This is a genomic window from Aeromonas sp. Marseille-Q5825, assembly GCF_946892685.1.
In the GTDB taxonomy this organism is placed as follows: domain Bacteria; phylum Pseudomonadota; class Gammaproteobacteria; order Enterobacterales; family Aeromonadaceae; genus Aeromonas; species Aeromonas rivipollensis.
Genome location: NZ_CAMPOU010000007.1, coordinates 97,957 through 121,530 on the forward strand (window position 1 = coordinate 97,957; position 23,574 = coordinate 121,530).

28 protein-coding genes are annotated in these 23,574 nt (G+C 59.4%); 20 read left to right on the forward strand and 8 right to left on the reverse strand.

Translation table 11 applies throughout. The annotated features are described in order from the left end of the window. The first annotated feature begins 4 nt into the window (after window positions 1-4). The 6 genes from tppA to OC537_RS18650 are packed head-to-tail and all read left to right on the forward strand — an operon-like array spanning window position 5 to window position 6,288. The gene (tppA, locus tag OC537_RS18625) at window positions 5-412 is read left to right on the forward strand and encodes a type IVa pilus pseudopilin TppA (RefSeq protein ID WP_106884987.1); all 408 of its coding nucleotides are present in this window, start codon (window positions 5-7) and stop codon (window positions 410-412) included. Between the two features lie 3 nt (window positions 413-415). Beyond that, window positions 416-979, forward strand: coding sequence for a type IV pilus modification protein PilV (gene pilV / locus OC537_RS18630; RefSeq protein WP_262113492.1), 564 nt, complete (start codon window positions 416-418; stop codon window positions 977-979). Beyond that, a complete protein-coding gene (locus OC537_RS18635; RefSeq protein ID WP_262113494.1) occupies window positions 976-1,977 on the forward strand; it encodes a PilW family protein in 1,002 nt (333 codons plus the stop codon). Before pilV ends, OC537_RS18635 begins: the two co-directional genes overlap by 4 nt. Further along, on the forward strand, window positions 1,974-2,417 hold the full coding sequence (tppD, locus tag OC537_RS18640; protein WP_262113496.1) for a type IVa pilus pseudopilin TppD: 444 nt from the start codon (window positions 1,974-1,976) through the stop codon (window positions 2,415-2,417). The genes OC537_RS18635 and tppD overlap by 4 nt, the downstream gene beginning before the upstream one ends. 11 nt (window positions 2,418-2,428) lie before the next feature. Then, entirely contained in the window at window positions 2,429-6,007 is a 3,579-nt protein-coding gene (locus tag OC537_RS18645; RefSeq protein ID WP_262113499.1) for a pilus assembly protein, read from the forward strand. Further along, on the forward strand, window positions 6,004-6,288 hold the full coding sequence (locus OC537_RS18650; RefSeq protein ID WP_262113501.1) for a TapY2 family type IVa secretion system protein: 285 nt from the start codon (window positions 6,004-6,006) through the stop codon (window positions 6,286-6,288). Before OC537_RS18645 ends, OC537_RS18650 begins: the two co-directional genes overlap by 4 nt. A 13-nt stretch (window positions 6,289-6,301) precedes the next feature. On the opposite strand, the gene OC537_RS18655 is transcribed toward OC537_RS18650, so the two are convergent. Continuing rightward, window positions 6,302-6,811, reverse strand: a complete 510-nt coding sequence (locus OC537_RS18655) for a GspH/FimT family pseudopilin (protein ID WP_262113503.1) — start codon at window positions 6,809-6,811, stop codon at window positions 6,302-6,304. Window positions 6,812-6,949: 138 nt separating this feature from the next. Between OC537_RS18655 and OC537_RS18660 the strand changes: the two genes are divergently transcribed. The 4 genes from OC537_RS18660 to luxS are packed head-to-tail and all read left to right on the forward strand — an operon-like array spanning window position 6,950 to window position 10,102. Beyond that, the gene (locus tag OC537_RS18660; protein WP_262113504.1) at window positions 6,950-8,572 is read left to right on the forward strand and encodes an NAD+ synthase; all 1,623 of its coding nucleotides are present in this window, start codon (window positions 6,950-6,952) and stop codon (window positions 8,570-8,572) included. Between the two features lie 9 nt (window positions 8,573-8,581). After that, window positions 8,582-8,920, forward strand: a complete 339-nt coding sequence (gene glnB, locus OC537_RS18665; RefSeq protein WP_025325723.1) for a nitrogen regulatory protein P-II — start codon at window positions 8,582-8,584, stop codon at window positions 8,918-8,920. Window positions 8,921-8,972: 52 nt separating this feature from the next. Beyond that, a complete protein-coding gene (locus OC537_RS18670; RefSeq protein ID WP_162627390.1) occupies window positions 8,973-9,575 on the forward strand; it encodes a transglycosylase SLT domain-containing protein in 603 nt (200 codons plus the stop codon). 17 nt (window positions 9,576-9,592) lie between these two features. After that, entirely contained in the window at window positions 9,593-10,102 is a 510-nt protein-coding gene (gene luxS / locus OC537_RS18675) for an S-ribosylhomocysteine lyase (RefSeq protein WP_106884978.1), read from the forward strand. Window positions 10,103-10,163: 61 nt separating this feature from the next. On the opposite strand, the gene OC537_RS18680 is transcribed toward luxS, so the two are convergent. Next, a complete protein-coding gene (locus OC537_RS18680) occupies window positions 10,164-11,186 on the reverse strand; it encodes a GGDEF domain-containing protein (RefSeq protein WP_162520008.1) in 1,023 nt (340 codons plus the stop codon). Window positions 11,187-11,319: 133 nt separating this feature from the next. Here OC537_RS18680 and rnr point away from each other — a divergent pair, with 133 nt between their 5' ends. The 5 genes from rnr to OC537_RS18705 all read left to right on the forward strand — a co-directional run bounded on the left by rnr (window position 11,320) and on the right by OC537_RS18705 (window position 16,452). Continuing rightward, window positions 11,320-13,686, forward strand: a complete 2,367-nt coding sequence (rnr, locus tag OC537_RS18685; protein WP_262113510.1) for a ribonuclease R — start codon at window positions 11,320-11,322, stop codon at window positions 13,684-13,686. Continuing rightward, a complete protein-coding gene (gene rlmB, locus OC537_RS18690) occupies window positions 13,683-14,432 on the forward strand; it encodes a 23S rRNA (guanosine(2251)-2'-O)-methyltransferase RlmB (protein ID WP_111913152.1) in 750 nt (249 codons plus the stop codon). Before rnr ends, rlmB begins: the two co-directional genes overlap by 4 nt. 7 nt (window positions 14,433-14,439) lie before the next feature. After that, complete coding sequence (locus OC537_RS18695; protein WP_262113515.1) at window positions 14,440-15,009, forward strand: Crp/Fnr family transcriptional regulator; 570 nt, start codon at window positions 14,440-14,442, stop codon at window positions 15,007-15,009. 56 nt (window positions 15,010-15,065) lie between these two features. After that, entirely contained in the window at window positions 15,066-15,518 is a 453-nt protein-coding gene (locus OC537_RS18700) for a GNAT family N-acetyltransferase (protein WP_262113517.1), read from the forward strand. A gap of 97 nt (window positions 15,519-15,615) precedes the next feature. After that, window positions 15,616-16,452, forward strand: a complete 837-nt coding sequence (locus OC537_RS18705) for a DMT family transporter (RefSeq protein ID WP_139743731.1) — start codon at window positions 15,616-15,618, stop codon at window positions 16,450-16,452. A 27-nt stretch (window positions 16,453-16,479) separates the two neighbouring features. Here OC537_RS18705 and OC537_RS18710 read toward each other — a convergent pair whose 3' ends face one another. Then, entirely contained in the window at window positions 16,480-17,328 is an 849-nt protein-coding gene (locus OC537_RS18710; RefSeq protein WP_234690105.1) for a hypothetical protein, read from the reverse strand. Between the two features lie 113 nt (window positions 17,329-17,441). Next, window positions 17,442-18,665 (reverse strand): Nramp family divalent metal transporter, encoded by a 1,224-nt coding sequence (locus OC537_RS18715; protein WP_234690104.1) that lies wholly within the window; start codon window positions 18,663-18,665, stop codon window positions 17,442-17,444. A gap of 236 nt (window positions 18,666-18,901) precedes the next feature. On the opposite strand from OC537_RS18715, the gene rpsF reads away from it, so the two are divergent. From rpsF to OC537_RS18735, 4 genes are all read left to right on the forward strand, one after another. After that, the gene (gene rpsF, locus OC537_RS18720; RefSeq protein ID WP_005331771.1) at window positions 18,902-19,288 is read left to right on the forward strand and encodes a 30S ribosomal protein S6; all 387 of its coding nucleotides are present in this window, start codon (window positions 18,902-18,904) and stop codon (window positions 19,286-19,288) included. 32 nt (window positions 19,289-19,320) lie between these two features. Then, the gene (gene rpsR, locus OC537_RS18725) at window positions 19,321-19,551 is read left to right on the forward strand and encodes a 30S ribosomal protein S18 (RefSeq protein ID WP_005313392.1); all 231 of its coding nucleotides are present in this window, start codon (window positions 19,321-19,323) and stop codon (window positions 19,549-19,551) included. 49 nt (window positions 19,552-19,600) lie between these two features. Then, entirely contained in the window at window positions 19,601-20,047 is a 447-nt protein-coding gene (rplI, locus tag OC537_RS18730; RefSeq protein ID WP_005331773.1) for a 50S ribosomal protein L9, read from the forward strand. Between the two features lie 113 nt (window positions 20,048-20,160). Then, entirely contained in the window at window positions 20,161-20,904 is a 744-nt protein-coding gene (locus OC537_RS18735; protein ID WP_262113522.1) for a ferredoxin--NADP reductase, read from the forward strand. Window positions 20,905-20,920: 16 nt separating this feature from the next. Here OC537_RS18735 and OC537_RS18740 read toward each other — a convergent pair whose 3' ends face one another. From OC537_RS18740 to OC537_RS18750, 3 genes are all read right to left on the reverse strand, one after another. Further along, window positions 20,921-21,118, reverse strand: coding sequence for a hypothetical protein (locus tag OC537_RS18740; protein WP_262113523.1), 198 nt, complete (start codon window positions 21,116-21,118; stop codon window positions 20,921-20,923). A gap of 294 nt (window positions 21,119-21,412) precedes the next feature. Beyond that, a complete protein-coding gene (locus tag OC537_RS18745) occupies window positions 21,413-21,778 on the reverse strand; it encodes a hypothetical protein (RefSeq protein WP_262113524.1) in 366 nt (121 codons plus the stop codon). A 26-nt stretch (window positions 21,779-21,804) separates the two neighbouring features. Beyond that, window positions 21,805-22,095 (reverse strand): hypothetical protein, encoded by a 291-nt coding sequence (locus OC537_RS18750; RefSeq protein WP_171275434.1) that lies wholly within the window; start codon window positions 22,093-22,095, stop codon window positions 21,805-21,807. Between the two features lie 246 nt (window positions 22,096-22,341). On the opposite strand from OC537_RS18750, the gene OC537_RS18755 reads away from it, so the two are divergent. Next, window positions 22,342-23,340, forward strand: coding sequence for a Preprotein translocase subunit SecY (locus OC537_RS18755; protein WP_162520010.1), 999 nt, complete (start codon window positions 22,342-22,344; stop codon window positions 23,338-23,340). 45 nt (window positions 23,341-23,385) lie between these two features. Here OC537_RS18755 and OC537_RS18760 read toward each other — a convergent pair whose 3' ends face one another. Continuing rightward, window positions 23,386-23,553: a hypothetical protein gene (locus tag OC537_RS18760; protein WP_262113804.1), complete on the reverse strand. Its 168-nt coding sequence runs from the start codon at window positions 23,551-23,553 to the stop codon at window positions 23,386-23,388. Between the last annotated feature and the right edge of the window lie 21 nt (window positions 23,554-23,574).

A 23,574-nucleotide genomic window follows, 5' to 3' on the forward strand; every position in this document is an offset into this window, starting at 1 on the left:
GGATATGATTGGGTTCTATCGAGGCTTTTCCCTCATTGAATTGATGATTGTCGTCGCCATAGTGGCGATTCTTGGCACCATTGCTTATCCCTCATATCAGCGCTATCTGCTGGCCAGCCACCGTATTGATGCCAAAAAGATGCTGTTGGATGCCGCCAACAGACAAGAAACCTATTTTATGGACTTCAATAGGTACGCCTCCGCCGCTGCCGACCTGAATATCACTGACAACTCCGAGTCCGGCTTCTACCATCTGGTCATCTCTGCCGGCACCAATACTTTCATTCTCTTTGCCACGGCTTCCGGCGCACAAGGCTCCGATAGCGACTGCATCATCTTCTCCATCGATCAGGATGGCACCAGAAGTGCCACCCGACTCGGCGATACCGCCAACGACGCCTGCTGGGACTAGCCGATGAAACTTCAACGCCGTCGCCAGATGATCGGATTCAGCCTGCTGGAGGTGATGATAGCCGCAGTGGTGCTCTCCTTTGGTCTGCTGGGGCTGGTTGGCATGCAGGCCACGGCCAAATTCTCCGGCTATGAGGCCCGCCAGCGTACCATCGCCAACTGGCTGGCAAATGACCTCGTTGAGCGCGCCAGGATCAACCAGGACAGCTGGACTGCCCAGGGCACGACCGTCGTATCAGGCAACACTATTCTGAACATGCCGAGTTGTGCCAACAGCAATGGCACCATGTCGGATTGCAGTCGCAGTGAACGCCAGGCACTGGATCTCTTCTATTGGCAACGGTCCCTGCTGGGTTCTGCCGTGTCCGGTGCCGCTTCATCTCTACAGGCTCCGGTCGGCTGCGTGATCCGCGGGGCCAACAACAGCCTGACGGTGGGGATCTTCTGGCGCGGCCGGGAGTCTCTGTCTGATGGCGCCGATGCGGTTACCGCCGTGCGCAACAGCTGTGGACTTGGGAATGCCGCAGATCGGCAGAGGCGTCAGTTCGTGCTGACGACCACCCTATGAACGCCCGTGGCTTTACCCTGGTCGAGTGGCTGATCGCCATGCTGATCGGAGTATTTCTGATCGGTGGTGGCCTGAGCATCTTCGTAGCCTCTCGGGCCACCACTGAGGATGCCTTCGATCAGAGCGAGCTGCAGGAAAATGGCCGTATCGCCATGCGCCTGCTCACTCAGGACCTGAAATGGGCTGGCTTTTGGGGGGACTATACGGGTTCTCCCATGGCCGTGGGGCAGGGGGTTACGCTGAGTGCTGGGTCTAGTGTGCTTGCCGCAAATGATTGTCTGGACAATCTTGGGCGAGGCAGCCTGCCACCCAGTGTGGGAACAAATCGGGGGATCTGGGTCGCAGGGGTGGACAACAGCAGGGCGATTACGGGAGGGGCTTTTGCCTGTATCCCTGTGGCTTCGCGTGTCGCCAATTCGGATGTCATCAGCATCAAACGGCTGATTGGTCTTCCGCTGGCGGATACCGCCGCTACTGGCAATCGCTTTTATCTCGCCACAACGACCCAGGCTGCCCAGATGTTCAAGGGGGGAGAAACGGTCCCCACCACGGCAGCCATGCCGGCACGTCAGCTCTGGGAGTATCAGCACTTTATCTATTACCTTTCTCCCAATGCAGCAGGCAACCCTGAATTGAGAAAGCGTTACCTGACCGCAAATGGCGGATCGGTATTGATTTCCGGCCCCATGGCCGAAGGGATTGAACGAATGACTGTGCTGTTCGGTGTCGACGACAGCCCGGTGCCAGATGGTGACATTGACCGTTATGTCGCGACCGCGAATGTCACCGAACAGGAGTGGAGCGAAGGACGGGTCGTGGCGGCACGTATCTTTATTCTGGTGCGCTCACTACAAGCGTCCAGCAGTTATGTAAATAACAACATCTATCAGGTTGGCAGTGTCAGTGTCCCAGGTAATGGAGATGGTTTCCGCCGTCTGTTACTGGAAACCAGTGTATCGCTGCGCAATCCTGCGGTAATAGTGGGAGGTGGAGCATGAGATCCCAGCGAGGAGTGGCTCTGATCGTCGCCCTGATCATTCTGCTGCCCCTTACCCTGATTGCCGTGGTAGTGATGCAATCTTCGGGGCAAGACCTCAAGATGGCTGGCTCGTCCGCCAGCTTCCGGCAGGCGGAGCATCGGCTCGAAGGCATCATCGAAGCTGCGATGCAGAGCAACAACATATCGACTGTGATTGCCGGCATGGGCGCCACTCTGGGGGCCAGTGCAGCGATTAATGTCAATAGCAGTAATGCTTCGGCCGCAGTCGCCCTTACTAATCGCACCGAAACCGTGTGCAAGCGAAAGATTGACGCCAGCAGCAGCAATGTGATTCCTGCGTGCAAGTATGTCGAGCTGCAGGCCAATGTGAATTATGGAAAATATGTTCGCCCGTTGACTTGGATTGCGGGTGTAGAACAACCACTGCTCACCGAATAGGAGCGAAGGATATGTGGTTACGACGACTTGGAGTGATTTTATGCTGGTGTAGCCTTGTTTTGGGCATTACATCGACGAGAGCCGATGACACCGAGCTGTTTATTTATGACTTCAACAAGGCGGGGGACTTTCGCCCCAAGGTGCTGCTGATATTCGATAACTCGGGCAGCATGAGAGACACCATGGAGCAGATCAAAGAGACCTATAATCCGGCTACGCTATATCCTGCCCTGAGTAATGACCCAGATTCCAGTAATAGCAAAAAATATATCTATTTTTCAACGGATGGCAGTATTCCTGCGATCAACACCAGCAGGCGATTTTCCGACAAGCTAAATGCCTGTGCGACCTCGAAAACTCCATTGTCGAATATTGGTTATTTTCAGTCGCAAATGTGGAGTTATGAGGTTACCAATGGTAACCCACCAGGAAGAGGGCGGGGTAAATGGAATTCACTCAGTGGTGATCAAGAGAGCAATATCAATCTGGTAGATTGCAAGCAGGATATCACCGCAAGCAATCCGGCCAACCCCTACAGCGGAAGCTGGACGGTTGGGGCTGGTTATCCAGTAGACAAGGACAGTAGTAGAAGCGGTGAGTGGTTTTACACGGCCAATAAAAATAATGCCGTCAATGCCAGCAATACGGCTGTGACCATTTATTCCGCCAACTATATCCGCTGGTATAATGGTCCAACTGGATACTCAGTGGAATCTCGACTCCGTATTGCCAAAGATGCAGTGAAAGGCTTGATTTCATCCACGCCAGGGGTGGACTTTGGTCTGGCTATATTTAATAGAAATGATGATAGTGATAATAATGGCGGACGCATTGTCAGGGATATATTAGGCAGTGAGATTACACTGGCAAATGGCAAGACGGGGGAGCAAGATCTATTGGATCGGGTCGAAGCCCTGACTGCCAGCACCAACACACCGTTATGTGAGACGTTGAGTGAGGCATATCAATTCTTTGGGGGCAAAAGCGTTGTGTATGGACTGCAAGGTAGCCCGAGAGATACTACAGCCGAGAGTCCGACTGGTACCTATGAGGCACCCTATGATAACTGCTCAAATAACGGTTATGTCATCTATATCACCGATGGCGAGCCGACCCAGGATACTTCTTCAGATACCCTTGTGCAGGAGCTAATCAAGACCCTGAGCACGGATGAAAAAGCGGCCTATGGGACTGTGGTTTCTTATGGTTCTGGAAGAAACAGAGAAAACAGCTATTTGGCTGCCTTGGCCGGTTATATGAAACACAAGGATGTGAATGCCGTTTCCCCCGGTACCCAGACAGTCACGACCTTTACTGTGGGTTTTGGTGACGAGGCGATCAGTGGGGCGGGTAATCTACTGGCTGAGACGGCTAGGCGGGGAGGTGGTGAGTATTACCCGGCGACCGATGCCTCAGCCTTGACCGATGCGCTAAAGGCCTCTTTGCTGGCGATCCTGCGCATCAATACCTCACTGGTGTCCCCTGCGATTGCCAGCAACAATTTCGACCGGACCCGTAGTCTCAATAACATCTATTACGCCATGTTTGAGCCGGACGACGGGCCCAGATGGCGGGGCAATCTGAAGAAACTGATATTTTCTCCGGACGGTTATGTTGCGGATAGCCGAGGTCTGCCCGCCATCAAGTTTGATGGAACCATCATCGACAGTGCCCAGACCTTCTGGTCATCCGGCCGTGATGGCAACAAGGTGGCTGAAGGCGGTGCCCAAGAAATGCTGGCGGAAAAAAGCACCCGCAGTCTCTATGTCATCAATAATGCCCAGAGCCGGCTCGATGCGCTGACCAAGGCCAATCTGGTGACGCAGGCGGGCAGTGAGGCGGCGCTCATGACTTTCATGCAGGCAGGCAGTACGACAGAACTCGATTCCCTGATCGACTGGACCAAGGGGTTGGATGTCGACGACGAAGATTTTGATACATCCACCCTGATCCGCGCGCATATCATGGGCGATCCCCTGCACTCCCGGCCCCTGGTGCTGAACTATGGCCCGCAATCCGGTAATCCTGCCGATGCGCCTGATTTGCGGATCTTGTTTGGGACCAATGCGGGCTTCCTTCATATGTTCAAGGATATGGGCAGCACCATAGACGAGAGTTGGGCCGCCATTCCCTATGAGTTCTTGCCCAATCAGAGGGCATTGCGTATCAACGCCGAATCTGCGGATCATATTTATGGTGTTGACTCCTCTCCTGTCGCCCTCATCAAAGATGCCAATCGAAATGGGGTGTTGAAATCGTCCGAGAATGACTTCGTTTGGGTATTCACTGGATTGAGAAGCGGTGGAAAGGCCTATTACGCCTTTGATATCTCCAGCCCCAATACGCCGACGCTGAAATGGAGCCTGAACTCCCAAACGACGGGCTTCAGCGAGCTGGGTTTAACCTGGTCGGTGCCTGAGGTTGCCTTTGTGCCAGGGGTCACCACACCAGTCCTGATTTTTGCTGGCGGTTATGACGTGAACAAGAGTGCCCAGGGGCTGGGGGCGAACGACAGCACGGGTAGGGGGATCTATATCGTCAACGCCGAGACAGGGGCCTTGGTGTTCAGTGCGACCCCGGCAGCCACCTCAACCACCAATCTCCAGGTAACGGGGATGGCTGACAGCATGCCTGGCTCGGTGGCGACTCTGGATAGCGATGGTGATGGCAAGACTGACCGCATCTATGCAGGGGATACCGGAGGTAATATCTGGCGGATGGATCTCCCGAATGCCACCAAATCAGATTGGCGGGTATTCAAATTTGCCAGTCTGGGATCTGACAGCACTCAGGCCGCCGATCGCCGCTTCTTTACGCAACCTATAGTGGTGCGTACCATCAACAAGGAAGTGACACGTACAGTGGTGGGGGGAAATACAGTCTATTCCTATCAGGATCGCCCCTTTGATGGGGTGCTGATCGGCAGTGGTGATCGCAATCGGCCCTCCTCGGAAGCGACTGTCCGCAATGGTTATTTCATGTTGCGTGACTATGACGTCATGCCCCGTGCAACTACTGCGCAGGCCAGAAATCCCATCCTGATTACCGATCTCTACGACGTGACCTCAGACCCCCTGTCGGCACAGACGACCAGTGATGATGTTCTGGCGACCAAGGCGGGGATCACCACCGCCAAAGGTTGGGTCAACTGGTTGAACGAACCCGGCGAGAAGTCCATGGGGGCGGGTGTGGTGTTGCAGGGCAAACTTTACTTCACCTCGTTCCTGCCGCAGGTGCAGTCCTTCCAGCAATGCACCATTCAGTCTATAGGTGCGGCGCGTCAGTACATGGTGGACATGCACTATGGCAGCTCCTTCCGTTACGTGGTCGATCTCGATGGCAATGAAACGCCGGAACGCTACGTGGAAGTGCAAAACAAGGTGGCGGATGATCTGGTGGTGCATGCAGGGGATGATGCCAAGGTCCGTATCATCGGAGGAGGTGTTGGGGAAGAGGTGATTCTCAAGGACGAGGGTGACGGTGAGCCGGAGCGTTGTACTGGTGCCGGGGAGTGCAACCAGGGCGCGGAAGAGGCGGAAATGGACATGTCGCCCAAGAAAATTTACCTGTATGAAGGAGAGGTGCAATGAAACCACTGAGTACGGTGTTGGGCCTGAGCCTGTTGTTATCGGGAGCGGCGTTGGCGGAGGACATGAAGTGCTACGCCGAGCTGGCGAATGGACAGCGAGTCGTGTTGCATGGTCCTGTGACGGATACTTCTCCTCAGGCTGTACACGAGAAATTCAAGAAGAGAGGGTATGAGGTCGACGGGGCAGTACAGCCGGTGAAGACACTGTTGGAGTGCCGCCCGCTGGGGGAGAAGTTTCAGTCAAAAGAGGGACAGCAGCAGGACGCAAGCCAGTTACGCTAGTGAGCCCAGGTTTTCAGGGGCAGACGTTGGCCTGGGTTGACTGGCTGGAGCGCCCCGATTGGGCAATGACCAAGTTGACTTGGGCATTGCCTGAGCGGCAGAGGCTGATAGTGGCATTGCTGCCGAGGCTGGTGCCATCCGGGCTGAAGGTGGTGGAAATCCGGTTATTGGAGATTGTCAGTGTTCCGGAAAATGCAGTGGTTCTGGCCAGAAATTGATCGCTGTTATTCAAGATGTTGTCTGCCGGAGCATCATTATCGACGAATACCAACAACTGAGTCGGGTTGGCAGTAACGCAGTTGTCGCTGGCATTGGCCAGGCAGGCGGTGACTGATTGCTGGTTGTCGATGGCTTGACTGCGGGCAAAGCGCAGGTATTTCAGGAGAGTGCGTGATTCAAATCGCAAGCTGTTCTCACTGAGCAGGCTCGACATGGCCGGCGCCCCAATCCCGAGCAAGATGACCCCGAGACTGACCGCTATCATCAGTTCCAGCAGAGTGAATCCTTTCACATCCTTGATCATGGCAAATATCTCCCTCGATTAGTTACATCTTATCTCCAGACAGCCAGAACACCAGTGCAAAGGCCAAGTGTTGAGCTGGCACAGCCAGCCCCTTTTCTTTATCATTCCCCATCATTTTCGAATTCAAGATGCATCGCCATGGCAAAAGCCCTCTCTCTGATGCTTGCCCAGTTAAATCTGACGGTAGGCGCCATCGAAGATAACTGTGACAAGGTGCTGGCTGCCGCCGCAGAGGCCGACCAGCAAGGAGCTGATCTGCTGGTCTGCTCCGAGCTGGCGCTGACCGGCTACCCGCCTGAAGATCTGCTGCTGCGCAGCGATCTGATGATACGAGTGGAGGCAGCCCTGGCTCGTGTCGCGGCCTGGCAGGGTCGTTGCGCCATTCTGGTGGGCCACCCCTGGCGTGAAGGAGAGGCGCTCTACAACGCAGCTTCCCTCTATGAGCAGGGCAAGCTCATCGCCCGCTACTTCAAGCAGGATCTGCCCAACTACGGGGTGTTCGACGAGAAGCGTTACTTCACCGCGGCCAGCGATACCTGCGTGGTGTCGTTCCGTGGTCACCAGCTGGGGCTGCTCATCTGCGAAGATCTGTGGCAACCGGGCCCGGCACTCGCGGCAAAGGCGGCCGGTGCCGAGCTGCTGCTCACCATCAATGCCTCCCCTTATGATCAGGAGAAACCCTGGATCCGCCGCGAGCTGATGGCCGAGCGCTGCGAGCAGACCGGTTTGCCGCTGGTTTACCTCAATCAGGTCTGTGGTCAGGATGAGCTGATCTTCGATGGTTGCTCCAAGGTGTTCAACGGTCAGAGCGAGCTGACTCACAAGCTGGCTCCCTTTGCCGAAGAGCTTGCTCTGGTGCGCTTTGTCGACGGTCAGCCGTTGAAGGAGCGGGAACCCGCAGCGCAGTTGGAGCCCCTGGCCGAGACCTATCAGGCGCTGGTGCTGGCGGTGCATGACTACGTCACCAAGAACGGCTTCCAGGGGGCAGTGCTGGGCCTCTCCGGTGGCATCGACTCCGCCCTGACGCTCGCCATCGCGGCCGATGCCATAGGTGCAGACAAGGTGCAGGCGGTGATGATGCCGTTCCGCTACACAGCCCAGATGAGCGTGGAAGATGCCAAGGAACAGGCAGAGCGGATGGGGGTCGAGTTCGACATCATCTCCATCGAGCCCATGTTCGAAGGTTTCATGACCCAGCTGGCGCCGCTGTTTGAAGGGACGGCCCGGGATACCACCGAAGAGAACCTGCAGGCCCGCTGCCGGGGCGTGCTCTTGATGGCTCTCTCCAACAAGCGTCGCCGCATCGTATTGACCACCGGCAACAAGAGCGAGATGGCGGTCGGCTATGCCACCCTGTATGGTGACATGGCGGGCGGCTTTGACGTGCTCAAGGACGTGCCCAAGACGCTGGTCTTCAAGCTGTGCGAATATCGCAACTCGGTCGACTACGTGATCCCGCAGCGGGTCATCGATCGTCCCCCTTCGGCAGAGCTGGCACCCGATCAGGTGGATCAGGACAGCCTGCCTCCCTACGACATTCTGGACGCCATCCTCAAACGCTATGTGGAAGAAGATGCCTCGGTCGCCGACATGGTGGCGGAGGGCTTCGAAGAAGCCGTGGTGCGCAAGGTGATCCGTCTGGTGGATCTCAACGAGTACAAGCGCCGTCAGGCTGCCGTCGGGCCCCGTATCACGGCTCGCAACTTTGGTAAGGATCGCCGCTACCCCATTACGTCCGGGTTCGGCAAACAGAACTGGTAAGGAGTCACCATGAAGAAGATTGAAGCCATTATCAAACCGTTCAAGCTGGACGATGTGCGCGAAGCCCTGGCCGAGATCGGCATCAACGGCATGACGGTCTCCGAAGTCAAAGGCTTTGGGCGCCAGAAGGGCCACACCGAGCTCTACCGTGGTGCCGAGTACATGGTCGACTTCCTGCCCAAGGTGAAAGTAGAGCTGGTGGTGCAGGACGAAGAGCTCGACGCCTGTCTGGAGGCGATCCAGAACACCGCCCGTACCGGCAAGATCGGTGATGGCAAGATCTTCGTCTGCGAGGTGGAGCGTGTGATCCGCATCCGTACTGGCGAAGAGAACGAAGACGCGATTTGATGTGATGGATGTGCCTCGAAACGACCAAGAACACGAAGATGCAATCCCCTTGATGTCAGGGACGCGTCTCGTGGTGGCGGCAGGCCTGCTGATGGCGCTGACTGCTTGCAGCTCCCGGCCACCGGCCCAGCCGGAAAACCTGTGCCAGATCTTTCGGGAAAAGCCGGAGTGGCACAAGGCGGCACTCAAGATGAACGAGAAGTGGGGGACTCCGGTGCACGTGGTGATGGCCATGATGTATCAGGAGTCCTCCTTCGTGCACGATGCCCAGCCGCCGATGCAATACTTCCTCTTCATCCCGACCGGGCGTGCCAGCTCTGCCTATGGCTACGCTCAGGTCAAGGATGAGACTTGGGACGACTACCAGCGTGAGACCGGCAACGGCTGGAGCGATCGCGACGACTTCGCCGACGCCATCGATTTCATGGGCTGGTACACTAACAAGGCGCAGCGGCTCAACGGCACCTCCAAGTGGGATGCCTATGGCCAGTATCTCAACTATCACGAAGGCTGGGGTGGCTACCGGCGTGGCAGCTACCGCAGCAAAGGGTGGCTGATGAAGGTCTCCCGCAAGGTGGAGGCCCGTGCCCAACGCTACGGCGCCCAGTATCGACAATGCAAGGATCGGCTCCCCAGCGGGGGCTGGTTCTCGTAACCAATCAGGAGTCAGAAATGCCGTTATTGGACAGTTTTACCGTCGACCATACCCGCATGGCAGCCCCGGCAGTCCGGGTGGCCAAGACCATGCAGACCCCGAGCAAGGACACCATTACCGTGTTCGATCTGCGCTTCTGCGTGCCGAACCAGGAGATCCTCTCCGAGCGCGGCATCCACACCCTCGAGCACCTCTTTGCCGGTTTCATGCGTGATCACCTGAACGGCAACGGGGTCGAAATTATCGACATTTCCCCCATGGGCTGCCGTACCGGCTTCTACATGAGCCTGATCGGCGCGCCGGACGAGGCTCGCGTGGGTGCGGCCTGGCAGGCTGCCATGAGCGATGTGCTGACAGTGCAGGAGCAGGGGAAGATCCCCGAGCTGAACGAATACCAGTGCGGTACCTACAGCATGCACTCCCTGGAAGAGGCCCATGCCATCGCCCGCCACGTGCTGGAGCGCGGCATCGGCGTCAACCACAACGATGAGCTGGCGCTGCCGGAAGAGAAGCTGAAAAGCCTCTGAGCCGACGCGGTAAAGTTGAAAAGGCCGGTTATTGACCGGCCTTTTTTTGTGTCTGACGTGCTCAGGAGGGGAGCGGCATCACCCGGTTGCGACCGAGCTCCTTGGCCTTGTAGAGCAGCTTGTCGGTGCGCTCTATCAGGGCGTCTGCCGTCTCCTGGCCATTGTATTCCCCCACACCGAAGGAGGCGGTGATGTGATCGATGCGCCGGCCCGATTTGCGATCCAGCAGTGACATCCGCTCTATGACCCGGCGCAGGCTCTCCGCCATCTGGCGGGTCAGTGCCAGAGCCCGGCCCGGCACCAGCAGGGCAAACTCTTCCCCCCCGAGCCGATAGGCAGTGATGCCCTCCTTGCTGACTTCCCGCAGCCGCTTGCCGACGATGCGCAGCACCTGATCCCCCAGCAAGTGGCCATATTCATCGTTGAAATTCTTGAAACGATCGATGTCGGTCATGATCAACGAGAAAGGCTGCTTGTTGCGGATCAGGCTGTCCATCTCCAGATCGAAGGCGCGGCGGTTGAGCAGGGAAGTGAGCGCGTCCTCGGTGGCCATCTTGCGCGTCTCGTTCAGCGCCGCCTTTAGCTCCTTGATCTCCTTCTCGGCGCTGCTGAGCTGGTTGCGAAAGTGCAGGGTAGACATGCGCACGTCCCGCGACTCGCGCACCAGCTCCCGCAAGATGGCCATGGTGTCGTCCAGGCTCAGCCCCTCGTCATCGATGAGGCTCAACTTGTCGAAGCTCTTGTCGAGCATCGCCTGGAACTGGCCGGTGTCGACCAGCGCATCCTGCATGGAGTGGCCGAGCTCGTTGGCCATGGCGACCAGATTGAGCTTCATTGTCTCCATCTGCTGTTCGTCCTGGCTGGCCAGATGCTGGTGATAGAGACGCTCACAGGTGGTGAGGGAGAAGGTACCCTGCAGTTTTATGGCGTGATCGACGGCATTGTTCAGCTCGGGCATGGCGCCGGAGACGTAGTTGTACCAAAGGTGGTAATTGTTCGGGGTGGTGGGGATTTGATACTTGATCATCAGGGGGACCGCCTGTTTCAAATAGGCGGCCGATTGGGCGAACGAGTCCTTGCTCATGAGTTCCGAGTCTCACATACCTGCAAACTTTGCCCAGTATGACAGAGAGATTGGGCAAAAGGCAGTCGATGGATGCCATTAGCTCCCCCCTTCGATATAATGTCTGCGTTACTACCTACCCTAAGGCCTGCTTATGTCTCAAAAAGATCCTTTCCTCCAACGCGAGGCCGAAAAATACGATAACCCCATCGCCAGCCGCGAGATGCTGCTGGAGCTTATCCGTGGTCATGAGAAACCCATGTCCCGGGAGGAGTTGGCCAAGGTCCTCAAGCTGACCGACGAAGAGCCGTTGGAAGCCTTGCGCCGTCGTCTGCGCGCCATGGAGCGCGATGGGCAACTGGTATTCACTCGCAACCAATGTTACGCCCTGCCGGATCGTCTGAATCTGGTGAAAGGCTATGTGCTCGGCCACAAAGATGGATTCGGTTTTCTGCGCCCCGAGGGTGGTGGATCGGATCTTTTCCTGAACAACCGCGAGATGCAGCGGCTGATGCACGGCGACTACGTGCTGGTGCAGCCCACCGAGATCGACCGCAAGGGTCGTCAGGAAGCGCGTCTGGTGCGCCTGCTCAAGGCCCGCGAGGCTGACATCGTCGGCCGCTACTTCGTCGAGAACGGGGTTGGCTTCGTGGTGCCGGATGACAGCCGCATCGGTCAGGACATCATCATCCCGGAAGGGGAGAGCAAGGGTGCCCGCCAGAGCCAGGTGGTGGTCGTTCGCATCACCCAGCGCGCCACCTCTCGCATCAATGCGGTCGGTACCGTGCTGGACGTGCTGGGCGAGAACATGGCACCTGGCATGGAGATCGAGATCGCCCTGCGCACCCACGGCATCCCGCACACCTGGCCGGAAGAGGTGACCAAGGAGGTTGCCGGTCTGGGCGAGCAGGTGCCGGAGAAGGCCAAAGAGGGTCGCATCGATCTGCGTGCCCTGCCGCTGGTCACCATAGACGGTGAAGATGCCCGCGACTTCGATGACGCCGTCTTCTGTGAAGCCAAGCGCGGTGGCGGCTGGCGCCTGTGGGTAGCCATCGCGGACGTGTCCGCCTATGTGAAGCCCGGTACTGCGCTGGATGCCGAAGCCTATCAGCGCGGCAACTCCGTCTACTTCCCCGAGTTCGTGGTGCCCATGCTGCCGGAGGTGCTCTCCAACGGCCTCTGCTCCCTGAACCCGCAGGTTGACCGCCTGTGCATGGTGTGCGAGATGACCATCTCCGCCGCCGGCCGCATGTCCGGTTACAAGTTCTACGAAGCCGTGATGAACTCCCACGCCCGCATGACCTACAGCAAGGTGGCGGGGATCCTGGATGGCGAGCCCAAGCTGCGTCAGCAGTACGAGCCGCTGGTGGGTCACATCGAGGAGCTGAACAACCTCTACAAGGCGCTCAAGCACGCCCGTCACCAGCGTGGCGCCGTGGAGTTCGAGAGCGAGGAGACCCGCTTCATCTTCAACGCCCAGCGCAAGATCGATCAGATAGTGCCGCTGGTGCGCAACGACGCCCACAAGATCATCGAAGAGTGCATGATCCAGGCGAACGTGGCGGCCGCCCGCTACATCGAGAAGAACGAAGCCTCTGCCCTGTTCCGGGTGCACGACCGTCCGGGCGAAGAGCGTCTGACCGGTTTCCGTGACTTCCTGGCCGAACTGGGTCTGGAGCTCAAGGGGGGCCTCGAGCCCGAGCCGAAAGACTTTGCCGAGCTGGCCGCCAAGTTTGAAGGGCGCCCGGATGCGGAGCTGCTCTCCACCATGCTGCTGCGCTCCATGCGTCAGGCGGTCTATCAGGCCGACAACATAGGTCACTTCGGTCTGGCGCTGAAGTCTTACGCTCACTTCACCTCGCCGATCCGTCGTTACCCCGACCTCATTTTGCACCGCGCCATCAAGTACCAGACGGCCAAGGAGCAGCAGGGCAACCTGCGCCACAAGTGGACTCCGAGCGGTGGTTACCACTACCAGCTGGAAGAAGTGGATCCCATGGGTGAGCACTGCTCCATGACAGAGCGCCGTGCCGACGATGCAACCCGCGACGTGGCCGACTGGCTCAAGTGCGAGTACATGCTGGATCACGTGGGTGACGACTTCGACGGCGTCATCGCCAGCGTCACCGGCTTTGGCTTCTTCGTGCGCCTGGCGGATATCCACATCGACGGTCTGGTGCACGTCAGCACCCTCACCAACGACTACTACCAGTTTGATCCCCTGCACATGCAGCTGATCGGCGAGAACTTCCGCCGTCGCTACCGTCTGGGTGACAAGGTGCGCGTCAAGGTGATGGGCGTGAACCTGGACGATCGCAAGATCGACTTCGTGATGGTGGAAGCGCCGCTGACCGGCAAGGATGGCAAAGAGGTGGTGCGCAAGCCAGCCAAGGGTGGACAGCGTCACGATAAACGCAAAGAGAGCAAGGATAGCGGCAAATCCGACAAGGGTGGCCGTGCCAAGCCCAGCAACAGACGACCGAGCAAGAAGGCTCGGGACAAGACCAAGAGCACTAAATGAGTACAGAACTGATCTACGGCATTCACGCTGTATCCGCGCTGCTGGAGCGCACCCCGGAGCGTTTCATCGAGGTATGGGCCCTCAAGGGCCGTGATGACGACCGGCTGCAACCCTTGCTGACCGAGCTGGAATCCCTCGGCATCAAGGTGCAGAGCGTGAACCGCAAGACGCTCGATGATAAAGCCGAGGGCAACAATCACCAGGGCATCATGGCCAAGGTGATAGAGGCGCCCAAGCTGGCCGAGCACGACCTGGCCAGCCTGCTGGACAGCCTGGCCGATCAAAAGGCCCAGCCTTTCCTGCTGGTGCTCGATGGGGTGACTGACCCGCACAACCTCGGCGCCTGCCTGCGCAGCGCCGATGCGGCCGGGGTCCATGCGGTGATAGTGCCGCGGGACAAAGCCACTGGCCTGACCTCCATAGTGCGCAAGGTCGCCTGTGGCGCCGCCGAAGTGGTGCCGCTCATTCAGGTCACCAACCTGGCCCGCACCCTGCGTGAGTTGCAGGAGCGCGGCGTCTGGATCGTCGGCACCGCCGGCGAGGCGGACCACGACCTCTATCAGGCCAAGCTGACCGGCCCCATGGCGCTGGTGATGGGCGCCGAAGGCAAGGGGATGCGTCGCCTGACCCGCGAACATTGCGACGAACTGGTGAGCATCCCGATGGCAGGGGCTGTCTCCAGCCTCAATGTCTCGGTGGCGAGCGGTGTCTGCCTGTTCGAAGCCGTGCGTCAGCGCCGCAGCTAACGCCGTGATGACGGACAGACCTCCCTTTTGTTGGGATAGGGTCACAGATGAGCAGGAGGCCACGCGCCTCCTCTCTTTTGCCCGGCCCTTGCTGTTGGCCCCAAAAACCTGTCTCTGGCATGCCGGTGACAACCCGGATCTGCTGGTCAGGGTGGAGCAGGGGTTGCTGCGGGCCAAGGTGGTGCTGGCGGATGGGCGTGAGTACATCAAGGAGTTCTACTGGGAGGGGGATGAGTTTCTCGACTTCCATCACCTGCTCAGTGGTGAACCCGCCCGCTACAGCGTGGAGGCGCTGGAGCCCTGCCGGTTGCAGCTGTTCCAGCTGGCCGACCTGCGCCAGCTCTCCTGCTGGTCCGCCTGGTATCAGCACCTGCTGGCGGTGCAGCTGCGTATCAAGGAGGAGAAGGAGTTGCTGCTGTTGACCGAGAGCCCCCAGGCCCGCTACCAGCACTTCCTGCAGTGCTTCCCGGCCCTGGATGCCAGGGTGCCGGATCACCAGATCGCCGCCTATCTGGGGATCACCCCTATCAGCTTGAGCCGCATTCGCAAACGGCTTAAAAGTCTTAACCAAGGTTAATGCCGCTCTGGCGGTGCTCACCTATGCTGGCGGGCCTAACCGATAAGGAGTCGCCGATGAACTGGATCCTGAAACCCTGGTCTGAACTGACCACGGACGAGTTGTACGAGTTGCTGGCCCTGCGGGCCGAGGTGTTCGTGGTGGAGCAGAGCTGCCCCTTCCAGGATCTGGACGGGCTGGATCGCCGCGAAGGAGTCTGGCATCTGCAGGGCTATGAGGGAGAGCATCTGGCAGCCTATGCCCGCATCATGGCCCCCGGCATAGGCGACGATAATGGCGCCGCCATAGGCCGGGTGGTCACCTCCCCCCAGTCGAGAGGGGGCGGTCTGGGTCACAGCTTGATCGGCGAGGCGGTGACCGTCTGCACGGCACGCTGGCCGGATCACTCCATCTGGCTCGGTGCCCAGGCTCACCTGCAGGGCTTCTATGGCCAGCACGGCTTCGCGCCTGAAGGGGAGGGCTATATCGAAGACGACATCCCTCATATGGGGATGCGCAAAGCCCCCTGAGTTGATGGCAAGTCCTGGGAGCCTTCATGAGCTGGCTCCCATATTGCTGCGACGCAAACGGGTATGATCTCACACCCTTGTTGATTGGAACCCCGTCGTGACCCTCTCCATCTTCGCGGCCATCTTGCTGGCCGCCTTGTTGCACGCCCTGTGGAATGCGCTGGCCAAGCGCCAGGCCGAGGGGCGTGTCAGCGTGCTGCTGGTCTCCCTCTGCTCCGGCCTCTTCTCCCTGCCTTTCCTGCCGCTGGTAGGGTGGCCGGCCCCGGTCGAATATCCCTGGTTGGCGCTTTCCATCCTGTTGCACAGCGGTTATTGCCTCTTTCTCGGCCGGGCCTACCGCTTGGGGGAGTTTGGCCAGATCTATCCGCTGGCCCGTGGCAGCGCCCCTCTGGTGACACTGCTGCTCGGTGCCTTGCTGCTGGGGGAGGTGCCAGGTGTCGTGGCTGTGGCGGGGGCCATGGTGCTGGTGGGCGGAGTCTTGTTGATGGCCTGGCGTGGCGGCATCAGGCTGGCGCCTGCGGCCCTGTGCGCCGTGCTGATCACGGCGCTGTTTACCGCCGCCTATACCCTGTCTGACGGGGTCGGGGCCCGCTCGGCGGGAGAGCCGATACGCTACACCCTCTGGCTCTTTACCCTGACGGCCTTGGTGATGCCGCTGCTGATGAGATGGCAGAGCCGCACCGCCTTGCGCAACCTGACCCGGGCAGAGTGGTATTCGGGCGCCCTGGGAGGCGCCCTCTCGCTGCTCGCCTATGGCATCGTCATCTGGGCCATGACCCGGGCCCCCATCGGGCTGGTGGCGGCGCTGCGCGAGAGCAGCGTGCTGTTTGCCGTCCTGCTCTCCTGGCTCTGGCTGGGGGAGCGGCTGGGGCGGGTCAGACTGATGGCGGCCTTGGTGATCCTCTGCGGCATACTGTTGATCCGGCTCGGCTGATGAGGCGAAGCCGGCTCGGTCGTTGACTCAGGGGGTGACTTCGGAGAGCAGGCTGAACCCCTCCTCTGCGGGGACGAGCCGCACCCTGACCTGACCCAGCTCCGCCAGAGTGCCGGCATGGGTACCGCCGCAAGGGATGGTCAGCTCTTGCCCTTCCAGGGTGCAGTGCCAGTAACGAGAGTCGATGATGGCCTCGCCAGCCCGCGAGCGGCGGATCTCGCCCCCCGCAGCCAGCCAGTCGGCGAGTTGCCGGTTGACCTTTTCTTCTATCAGCGCCAGATCCGCCAGCAGGGCCTCGCCGTTGACCCCCTTCTTGCGCAGGCTCTTGCCGATGCGGTATTGCTCCCGGGAGCCCATGGGCTCGACGCGCGAACTCTGGATGGCGAGGCGGTCGAAGTCGGGCTGATCCAGCGCGTCGCGCTCGCTCACCTCCTTGCGCCAGTAAGGAACGAGCGCCCGGTTAAGGGCCAGCGCCACCAGATGGCAGCCGCTGTGGCCCAGACTCAGGGCGTGGCGGGCCTCGGCGTCCACCCTCAGTTCCAGCTGAGTGCCGATGGCAAGCTGATGGGAGCCGGCGAGGGGATGCACCACCACGAAGGCCCAGCCCTCGGCGCCCCGCTTGACCGGAATATCCTGATCCACGAACAGCCTTCCTTCCGGGCTGATGGCCCCCATCCGGCAGGGGCCCACGGCCGCCTCGCCACCATCCCAGCGCACAGTGCCCACATCCCCCGGTTGATCGGGCCAGAGGTGGCTCTGGGGATGGAAGGGGGTGAGGTCGGTGACCAGCAGGCTGGGTTGCCCCTGCTCGCAATAGACGACGCTAGCTTGTTCCTGATGATGGCCCAGCACGAAGCTGACTCGGGTATGTTCCATGGCAAGGCTCCCGCAACGAGAAAAAGAGAAGAGAAAGCGGCAGCATACGCCAAAGCGGGGACCGGCTCATTAACCTCTGTTAACGAGCCGGCCCCAAGATGGCGGAGTGAGCACTAGATCATGGTGACCAGCAGATAGGCGTTGAGGCCGATCACCAGGGCGACTATGAGACGACCGACTGCCTGGGTCAGAGGATGGTTGCGATGCTCCCCCATCAGGGTGCGATCGCCGGTCAGGATCAGCAGCGGAATCAGTGCCAGCGCTATGCCAAAGCTCAGAATGACCTGGCTCAGCACCAGGATCTCGGTGGTGTTGAGCCCCATGGCGATCACCACGAAGGCGGGGGCCATGGTGATGGCCCGGCGCAGCCAGAGCGGTATGGTGAAGCGCACGAAGCCCTGCATCACCACCTGGCCTGCCAGGGTCCCGACCACTGTGGAGGAGATGCCGGATGCGACTAGGGAGAGGCCGAACAGGGTGGCGGCAGCCTGACCCAGCAAGGGAGTGAGCGTCTGGTAGGCCGTTTCCAGCTCCGCCACCTGCAGGTGGCCCGAGTCGTGGAAGGCTGCGGCGGCCATGGCCATCATGGCCAGGTTGACGAAGCCGGCTATGGTCATGGCGATGGCGACGTCCACCCGGGTGCTGTGCAGCCGCTGGGGGACCGTGCCCTGATCCTGGGTGTGCTGGGTCAGCGCCGAGTGGAGGTAGATGACGTGGGGCATCACTGTCGCCCCCAGCACGCCGGCGGCGAGATAGACGGCATCGCCGTTGGGCAGGCCGGGGAAGAGGGCGCCCTCCAGCAGGCTGGGCAGATGGGGACGGGAGAAGACCAGTTCGACTATATAGGCGGCGGCCACGAACAGCAGCAGACCGCCAACCACGAATTCCAGCGGCTTCTGGCCGCGAGATTGCAGCATGAGAATGCCCCAGGTGACCACGGCCGTGATGCAGGCCCCTTCCAGCAGGGTCACCCCGAACAGCAGTTTGAAGCCCACCGCAGCGCCGATGAACTCGGCGAGATCCGTGGCCATGGCGATGATCTCCGCCTGCACCCAGTAGGCCCAGACCGCCGGTTTGGGCAGGCGGTCGCGGATGTGCTCCGCCAGATTTTTGCCAGTGACTATGCCGAGCTTGGCGGAGAGGGTCTGCACCACCATGGCCATCAGGTTGGCCCAGACCACCACCCACAGCAGTTGATAACCGAAGGTGGATCCGGCCTGGATGTTGGTGGCGAAGTTGCCCGGATCTATGTAGCCGATGGCGGCGATGAAGGCGGGGCCAAGCAGGGTCAGCTTGAATTTGCGGGCCGGGATGGCCGTGGTCAATGCGGGTTGCATGGTGTCACCCTCCATAAGAGCATGGAGATAGCATAGATCTAAATGATAATTGTTATCAATTGAAGTTTTGCATCAAGGTCATCGACAAAAACATCTGTCGACGCCAGTTGCAGTGGGAGATGTGATTTCGTACAATACGCCGCCCTAGAAAGCAGCGTCTAAACACCACTATGTTCCTTGCCTCCGAGGTCTGGCTGCACCTGGGCGGAGGCTGAATTAATCCGTAAGGAGCTAAAATGCGTCATTACGAAATCGTCTTCATGGTTCATCCGGACCAGAGCGAGCAAGTACCTGGCATGATCGAGCGTTACACCGGCGCTATCACCACCGCTGGTGGCACCATTCATCGCCTGGAAGATTGGGGCCGTCGTCAACTGGCTTACCCGATCGACAAGCTGCACAAGGCTCACTATGTTCTGATGAACGTAGAAGCTGAGCAGGCCGTTATCGACGAACTGGAAACCAACTTCCGCTTCAACGATGCCGTTATCCGCAACATGATCATGCGCACCAAGCACGCCGTGACTGAAGTTTCTCCGATGGCCAAGGCCAAGGAAGAGCGCTTCACCCGTCGTGACGACGAGCGCCGCGAAGATGCTGTTGAAGCGTCTTCCGAAGAGTAATTCTTAGATCACCGCATTAGAGGATAAAGGCCATGGCACGTTATTTCCGTCGTCGTAAGTTCTGCCGCTTCACCGCCGAGAACGTTACCGAGATCGACTACAAAGATATCGTTACTCTGAAAAACTACGTCACTGAATCTGGCAAGATCGTACCGAGCCGTATCACCGGTACCCGCGCCAAGTATCAGCGTCAGCTGGCACGCGCCATCAAGCGTGCTCGTTACCTGGCTCTGCTGCCGTACACCGATCTGCACAACAAGTAAGAATCGGTCCGGCACTTAAGCCTAACTCAACTTTTATAGAGGAAAGGTAATGCAAGTTATCCTGCTCGACAAAATCGCCAAACTGGGCGGTCTGGGTGATCAAGTCGCTGTTAAAGCTGGCTACGCCCGTAACTATCTGATCCCGCAAGGCAAAGCCGTTATGGCTACCAAGGCCAACATCGAGACCTTCGATGCTCGCCGTGCTGAACTGGAAGCCAAACTGGCTGCCGGTAAAGCCGCCGCTGAAGAGCGCGCTGCCAAGCTGGGTGAACTGGCTGCCGTTGTCATCGCCTCCAAGTCTGGCGACGAAGGCAAGCTGTTCGGTTCCATCGGTACCCGTGACGTGGCTGAAGCCATCACTGCTGCCGGCGTCGCCGTTGCCAAGAGCGAAGTCCGTATGGGCAACGTTCTGCGTAACACCGGCGAGTACGAAGTTGTTGTTCAGCTGCACGCTGACGTCAAGGCAACCGTACAGATCCAGGTTGTTGCTCTGTAATAGCGATTCGCTTTGCAGAAAAAACCCGCGCACATGCGCGGGTTTTTTTCTTTTTGAATCAAGAGGGGATCAAGGGGTAGAGTGAGGTTCTGTTCTTTTGGAGGAGAACCTGTATGGCAGCCTGGGTCGAAGGTCGGGTACTCGAGCGCATCGAGTGGACGCCCACCCTGTTTTCCTTGCGCATAGCGGCGGATCTCGCCCCCTACAAGGCGGGGCAATTTACCAAGCTGGCCCTGCAACGGGGCGAGCAGCGGATCCAGCGCGCCTATTCCTTCGTCAATCCCCCCTCAGCCCCCTATCACGAATTCTATCTGGTGGAGATCCTGGACGGCGAACTGACTCCCTCCCTCGGAGCCTTGCAACCGGGCGATGCTTTGCTGGTTCAGTCCCAGGCCACGGGTTTCCTGACCCTGGACGAGCTCCCGCCGGGACGGGATCTCTGGCTGCTCTCCACCGGCACGGCCATAGGCCCCTTCCTCGCCATGCTGGCGGAGGGGGAGGCATTCGAGCGTTTCGAGAATCTGGTGCTGGTACAGGGGGTGCGCAAGGGGGAGGAGCTCACCTATCAGGGCCTGATTACCAGCCTGGTCGAGCAGTATGGGCCCCGTTTTCAGTATGTGCCCTTCGTCAGCCGCGAATCCTGGCCCGGTACGTTGCCCGGTCGGATCCCGGCGGCCATCGCCAGCGGCGAGCTGCAGGCCAGGGTCGGGCTCACCTTCTCGGCCGAGCACAGCCAGGTGATGATCTGCGGCAACCCCGCCATGGTGAAGGAGACGCAGCTAACCCTGCTGGAGCTTGGCCTTGCCAAGAACCTGCGCCGGGCCCCCGGCAACATCAGCGTGGAAAATTACTGGTAGACGCCCGCAGGGGCGGTCAGCGGCCTACCTTGTCACCGTCGTGCTCGCCAGAGCTCTCGGCGCAGGCGTTATTGCCCTGTGGCGGCCGTCTCGCTCCCTGTGCTTCCGGGCGGGAGCCGGGATCCTGGGCGGCGCTGCGCCGGGCAAGAGGGGCTTCAAATGCAGCGCCGCTGTTCAGTAACCGGGCGAGCAGATGGGAGATGGTATTGCGCATGATGGCCTCGATGACGGCTGGAGGAGAGGCAGTCTATCGCCGCCAGCCTTAACCGGGGCGGAACAGGATCCTGGCATCATCGTTGTGAATATTGTCAGAAATGGGCGGTGAACGTTCGTGAAATGGCCAGGTTCATACTTTTTTGCCAAGGGTATCAAGGTGTTCCATTGAGCCTGGGTTGGCAGAATGGCAGAATGGCAGTTGCCTGTTCCCGGGGCTCGTGAGCCGAGCGTAGGATATGGCGGCCACCGCCTGTACAGGTGGCCGCATTCAGGGGCCGGGGCCCCTGAACCATCACTTGTTTTTGCCTTTCCCGTTTCCCTTGTCCTTGTTCTTCCCGTTGCCGTGATTGTCCCAGTCGTCCTTGTCGTGGCCCTTGCCCGGGTTGTTGCCGCTGTGGATGCTGCGGTTGTAGTGGTCGCGATACTTGCCATCCATGTTGTCACAGTTGAGCTTGATGCGGCTGCTGCGGGTGCTGACATCCAGACAGTTGTCCTGCCACCAGCCATACTCCTTGTCGTCCCAATCCAGGCTGATCTGGCCTCGATCGGTGGAGATCCTGACGTCGTCGTTGTTCTTGGAGGGAGGGGCCGCAAAGGCGACGCCCTGGGCCATCAGCAGAGCGCACAGCATGATGGTATTGCGCTTGAAGTGGGTCATATCAGAGATGCTCCTGGGGTGACGAGTTACTCTTCCTGGCTGGTCGGGATCTGGTTGCTGCTGGGGGGCTGGTTGCGGAGCGCCTCATCATCCAGGTTGAGCTTCACGCCCTTGCAATCGGGTGAGGTCTCCTCACCGACCCCAAGATCCAGACAGCCGGTCTGCGACCAGTCAAATTGGGTGTCATTCCAGTCCAGTTTGAAGGTGAGCTCGTCAACGGAGAAAGTTTGATTCCCCTGCTCCTGAGCCTGGACCGATGAGGTGGAGGTGCCGGCAACCAGAAGAAGGGAGAGCAGCAGCTTAGTCGTTCTGTTCATGATGGCCTCGGATAATGGCAATAGGGAGTCAGTGTAGCGCGCCGGGCTGAACCCGGGCACAACGAAACATGCCCTTCAAGTCTGAGGTGGATTGTAGCGGTTTTCTGCTGCCGATTTGTCCGTTTTGGTCGCACTATGGACAGCTGGTTATCCATATGAAGGAATTCAGGTATTTGCCCTTCTCTCCGACCGCCCGCTGACTATAATCGGCAGCCAACTTTTCCTGCACGGCACTCCCTCTTCATCATGACCACACAGGCTCCTGCCGCATTGCGCTATCCCAAGGGCTGGTTCGCACTGACCACGGTGTACAGTTTTACCGGGTTGGCCATTCTGGCCTCCATCGTCTTCTCCCTGCTGCTGTTTCTCTCCATCGACGACAACCCGCTGATGAAGTGGCTGTTTGGCGGCCTGGCCATCATCTTCGAGCTGGGCAAGTTCTATGTCTGGTACGAGTATGGGGAGTGCAAGGCGCGCCGGGATCTCGGGGGTGCCTTCTGGTCACTGCTGTTTTACAGCGTGCTGGCCGCCATCTCCATAGGTGGCAGCATAGGCGGCATCAACAGCGCCACCAACACCATACTGAGCCAGCAGGCACGCCACGAGCGGGAGATAGCCCGTTTCGACGAGCAGATCGCCAGCATAGAGCGGCAGATCCAGCTCAACGAGGAGGCGGCGCGCAAGTACATAGAGATGGCGCGGATCTCCAGCGGCGTGAGCGGATTGCAGCAGGCCAACACCCGGCTCAGGTTGAAGCAGGATGAGCTGCGCCAGGAGCGCGACGCCAAGCCTGTCAATGAGCAGTCCTCCATGCTGGGGCTGATGAGCAGCCTGGCGGATGGGGTGGGCATGAGCATCAGCCAGGTGCAGTTCCTGCTGGTCTGCTTCCTCTCGGTGTTGCTGGATGCGTTCGGTGCCTTTTTCGTCAGCCTGATCGGCGAGGAGAACCGCTTCCGCCGTCAATGGCAGTGGCTGCGGGCGAGGGAGCAGGCCGAAGCGCGCCAGATCGAATCAGCCGCCGCCGCGCCCATGGTGGTGAGCAGACCCGAGCCCGCACCGGCCGTGGTGGCCCAGGTGCGCAGCGCGCTGGAGAGCGGCGAGCTCAAGTGCAGCAAGCGCAAGGTGGCAGAAGCCCTCTCCCTGTCGCTGGAAGAGGTGGACCGTGTATTCCACCATCTGCTGGCAGAGGGGGTGCTGGGGCAGGGCAGCAATCGCCACTACCACCTCAGTTCACAGGCGGGTTGAGATCCGGGCCACCTCAGGGTGGCCCTTTTGTTGCCGCAGACGGCGTCAGTGGGTGAGCACCATCATCAGGCTGAAGAAGGCGGCGAGCCCCCCACCTATGCCGATGATCCAGTAAAACCCCTTGGCCCCCTGCTTGAGCGGGATGCGGAAGTAGAGCAGAAACGTCCACCATCCCAGGGCCAGCAACAGAGGAATAAGAAACATTCGAGCCATGGTGTCCTCGCTGTTATTCTG

Excerpts from the sequence above, each read along its gene's own strand:
- tppA (WP_106884987.1), top strand. The coding sequence starts at position 5 with ATGATTGGGTTCTATCGAGGCTTTTCCCTCATTGAATTGATGATTGTC.
- pilV (WP_262113492.1), top strand. The coding sequence starts at position 416 with ATGAAACTTCAACGCCGTCGCCAGATGATCGGATTCAGCCTGCTGGAG.
- OC537_RS18635 (WP_262113494.1), top strand. The coding sequence starts at position 976 with ATGAACGCCCGTGGCTTTACCCTGGTCGAGTGGCTGATCGCCATGCTG.
- tppD (WP_262113496.1), top strand. The coding sequence starts at position 1,974 with ATGAGATCCCAGCGAGGAGTGGCTCTGATCGTCGCCCTGATCATTCTG.
- OC537_RS18645 (WP_262113499.1), top strand. The coding sequence starts at position 2,429 with ATGTGGTTACGACGACTTGGAGTGATTTTATGCTGGTGTAGCCTTGTT.
- OC537_RS18650 (WP_262113501.1), top strand. The coding sequence starts at position 6,004 with ATGAAACCACTGAGTACGGTGTTGGGCCTGAGCCTGTTGTTATCGGGA.
- OC537_RS18655 (WP_262113503.1), bottom strand. The coding sequence starts at position 6,811 with ATGATCAAGGATGTGAAAGGATTCACTCTGCTGGAACTGATGATAGCG.
- OC537_RS18660 (WP_262113504.1), top strand. The coding sequence starts at position 6,950 with ATGGCAAAAGCCCTCTCTCTGATGCTTGCCCAGTTAAATCTGACGGTA.
- glnB (WP_025325723.1), top strand. The coding sequence starts at position 8,582 with ATGAAGAAGATTGAAGCCATTATCAAACCGTTCAAGCTGGACGATGTG.
- OC537_RS18670 (WP_162627390.1), top strand. The coding sequence starts at position 8,973 with ATGTCAGGGACGCGTCTCGTGGTGGCGGCAGGCCTGCTGATGGCGCTG.
- luxS (WP_106884978.1), top strand. The coding sequence starts at position 9,593 with ATGCCGTTATTGGACAGTTTTACCGTCGACCATACCCGCATGGCAGCC.
- OC537_RS18680 (WP_162520008.1), bottom strand. The coding sequence starts at position 11,186 with ATGAGCAAGGACTCGTTCGCCCAATCGGCCGCCTATTTGAAACAGGCG.
- rnr (WP_262113510.1), top strand. The coding sequence starts at position 11,320 with ATGTCTCAAAAAGATCCTTTCCTCCAACGCGAGGCCGAAAAATACGAT.
- rlmB (WP_111913152.1), top strand. The coding sequence starts at position 13,683 with ATGAGTACAGAACTGATCTACGGCATTCACGCTGTATCCGCGCTGCTG.
- OC537_RS18695 (WP_262113515.1), top strand. The coding sequence starts at position 14,440 with ATGACGGACAGACCTCCCTTTTGTTGGGATAGGGTCACAGATGAGCAG.
- OC537_RS18700 (WP_262113517.1), top strand. The coding sequence starts at position 15,066 with ATGAACTGGATCCTGAAACCCTGGTCTGAACTGACCACGGACGAGTTG.
- OC537_RS18710 (WP_234690105.1), bottom strand. The coding sequence starts at position 17,328 with ATGGAACATACCCGAGTCAGCTTCGTGCTGGGCCATCATCAGGAACAA.
- OC537_RS18715 (WP_234690104.1), bottom strand. The coding sequence starts at position 18,665 with ATGCAACCCGCATTGACCACGGCCATCCCGGCCCGCAAATTCAAGCTG.
- rpsF (WP_005331771.1), top strand. The coding sequence starts at position 18,902 with ATGCGTCATTACGAAATCGTCTTCATGGTTCATCCGGACCAGAGCGAG.
- rpsR (WP_005313392.1), top strand. The coding sequence starts at position 19,321 with ATGGCACGTTATTTCCGTCGTCGTAAGTTCTGCCGCTTCACCGCCGAG.
- rplI (WP_005331773.1), top strand. The coding sequence starts at position 19,601 with ATGCAAGTTATCCTGCTCGACAAAATCGCCAAACTGGGCGGTCTGGGT.
- OC537_RS18735 (WP_262113522.1), top strand. The coding sequence starts at position 20,161 with ATGGCAGCCTGGGTCGAAGGTCGGGTACTCGAGCGCATCGAGTGGACG.
- OC537_RS18740 (WP_262113523.1), bottom strand. The coding sequence starts at position 21,118 with ATGCGCAATACCATCTCCCATCTGCTCGCCCGGTTACTGAACAGCGGC.
- OC537_RS18745 (WP_262113524.1), bottom strand. The coding sequence starts at position 21,778 with ATGACCCACTTCAAGCGCAATACCATCATGCTGTGCGCTCTGCTGATG.
- OC537_RS18750 (WP_171275434.1), bottom strand. The coding sequence starts at position 22,095 with ATGAACAGAACGACTAAGCTGCTGCTCTCCCTTCTTCTGGTTGCCGGC.
- OC537_RS18755 (WP_162520010.1), top strand. The coding sequence starts at position 22,342 with ATGACCACACAGGCTCCTGCCGCATTGCGCTATCCCAAGGGCTGGTTC.
- OC537_RS18760 (WP_262113804.1), bottom strand. The coding sequence starts at position 23,553 with ATGGCTCGAATGTTTCTTATTCCTCTGTTGCTGGCCCTGGGATGGTGG.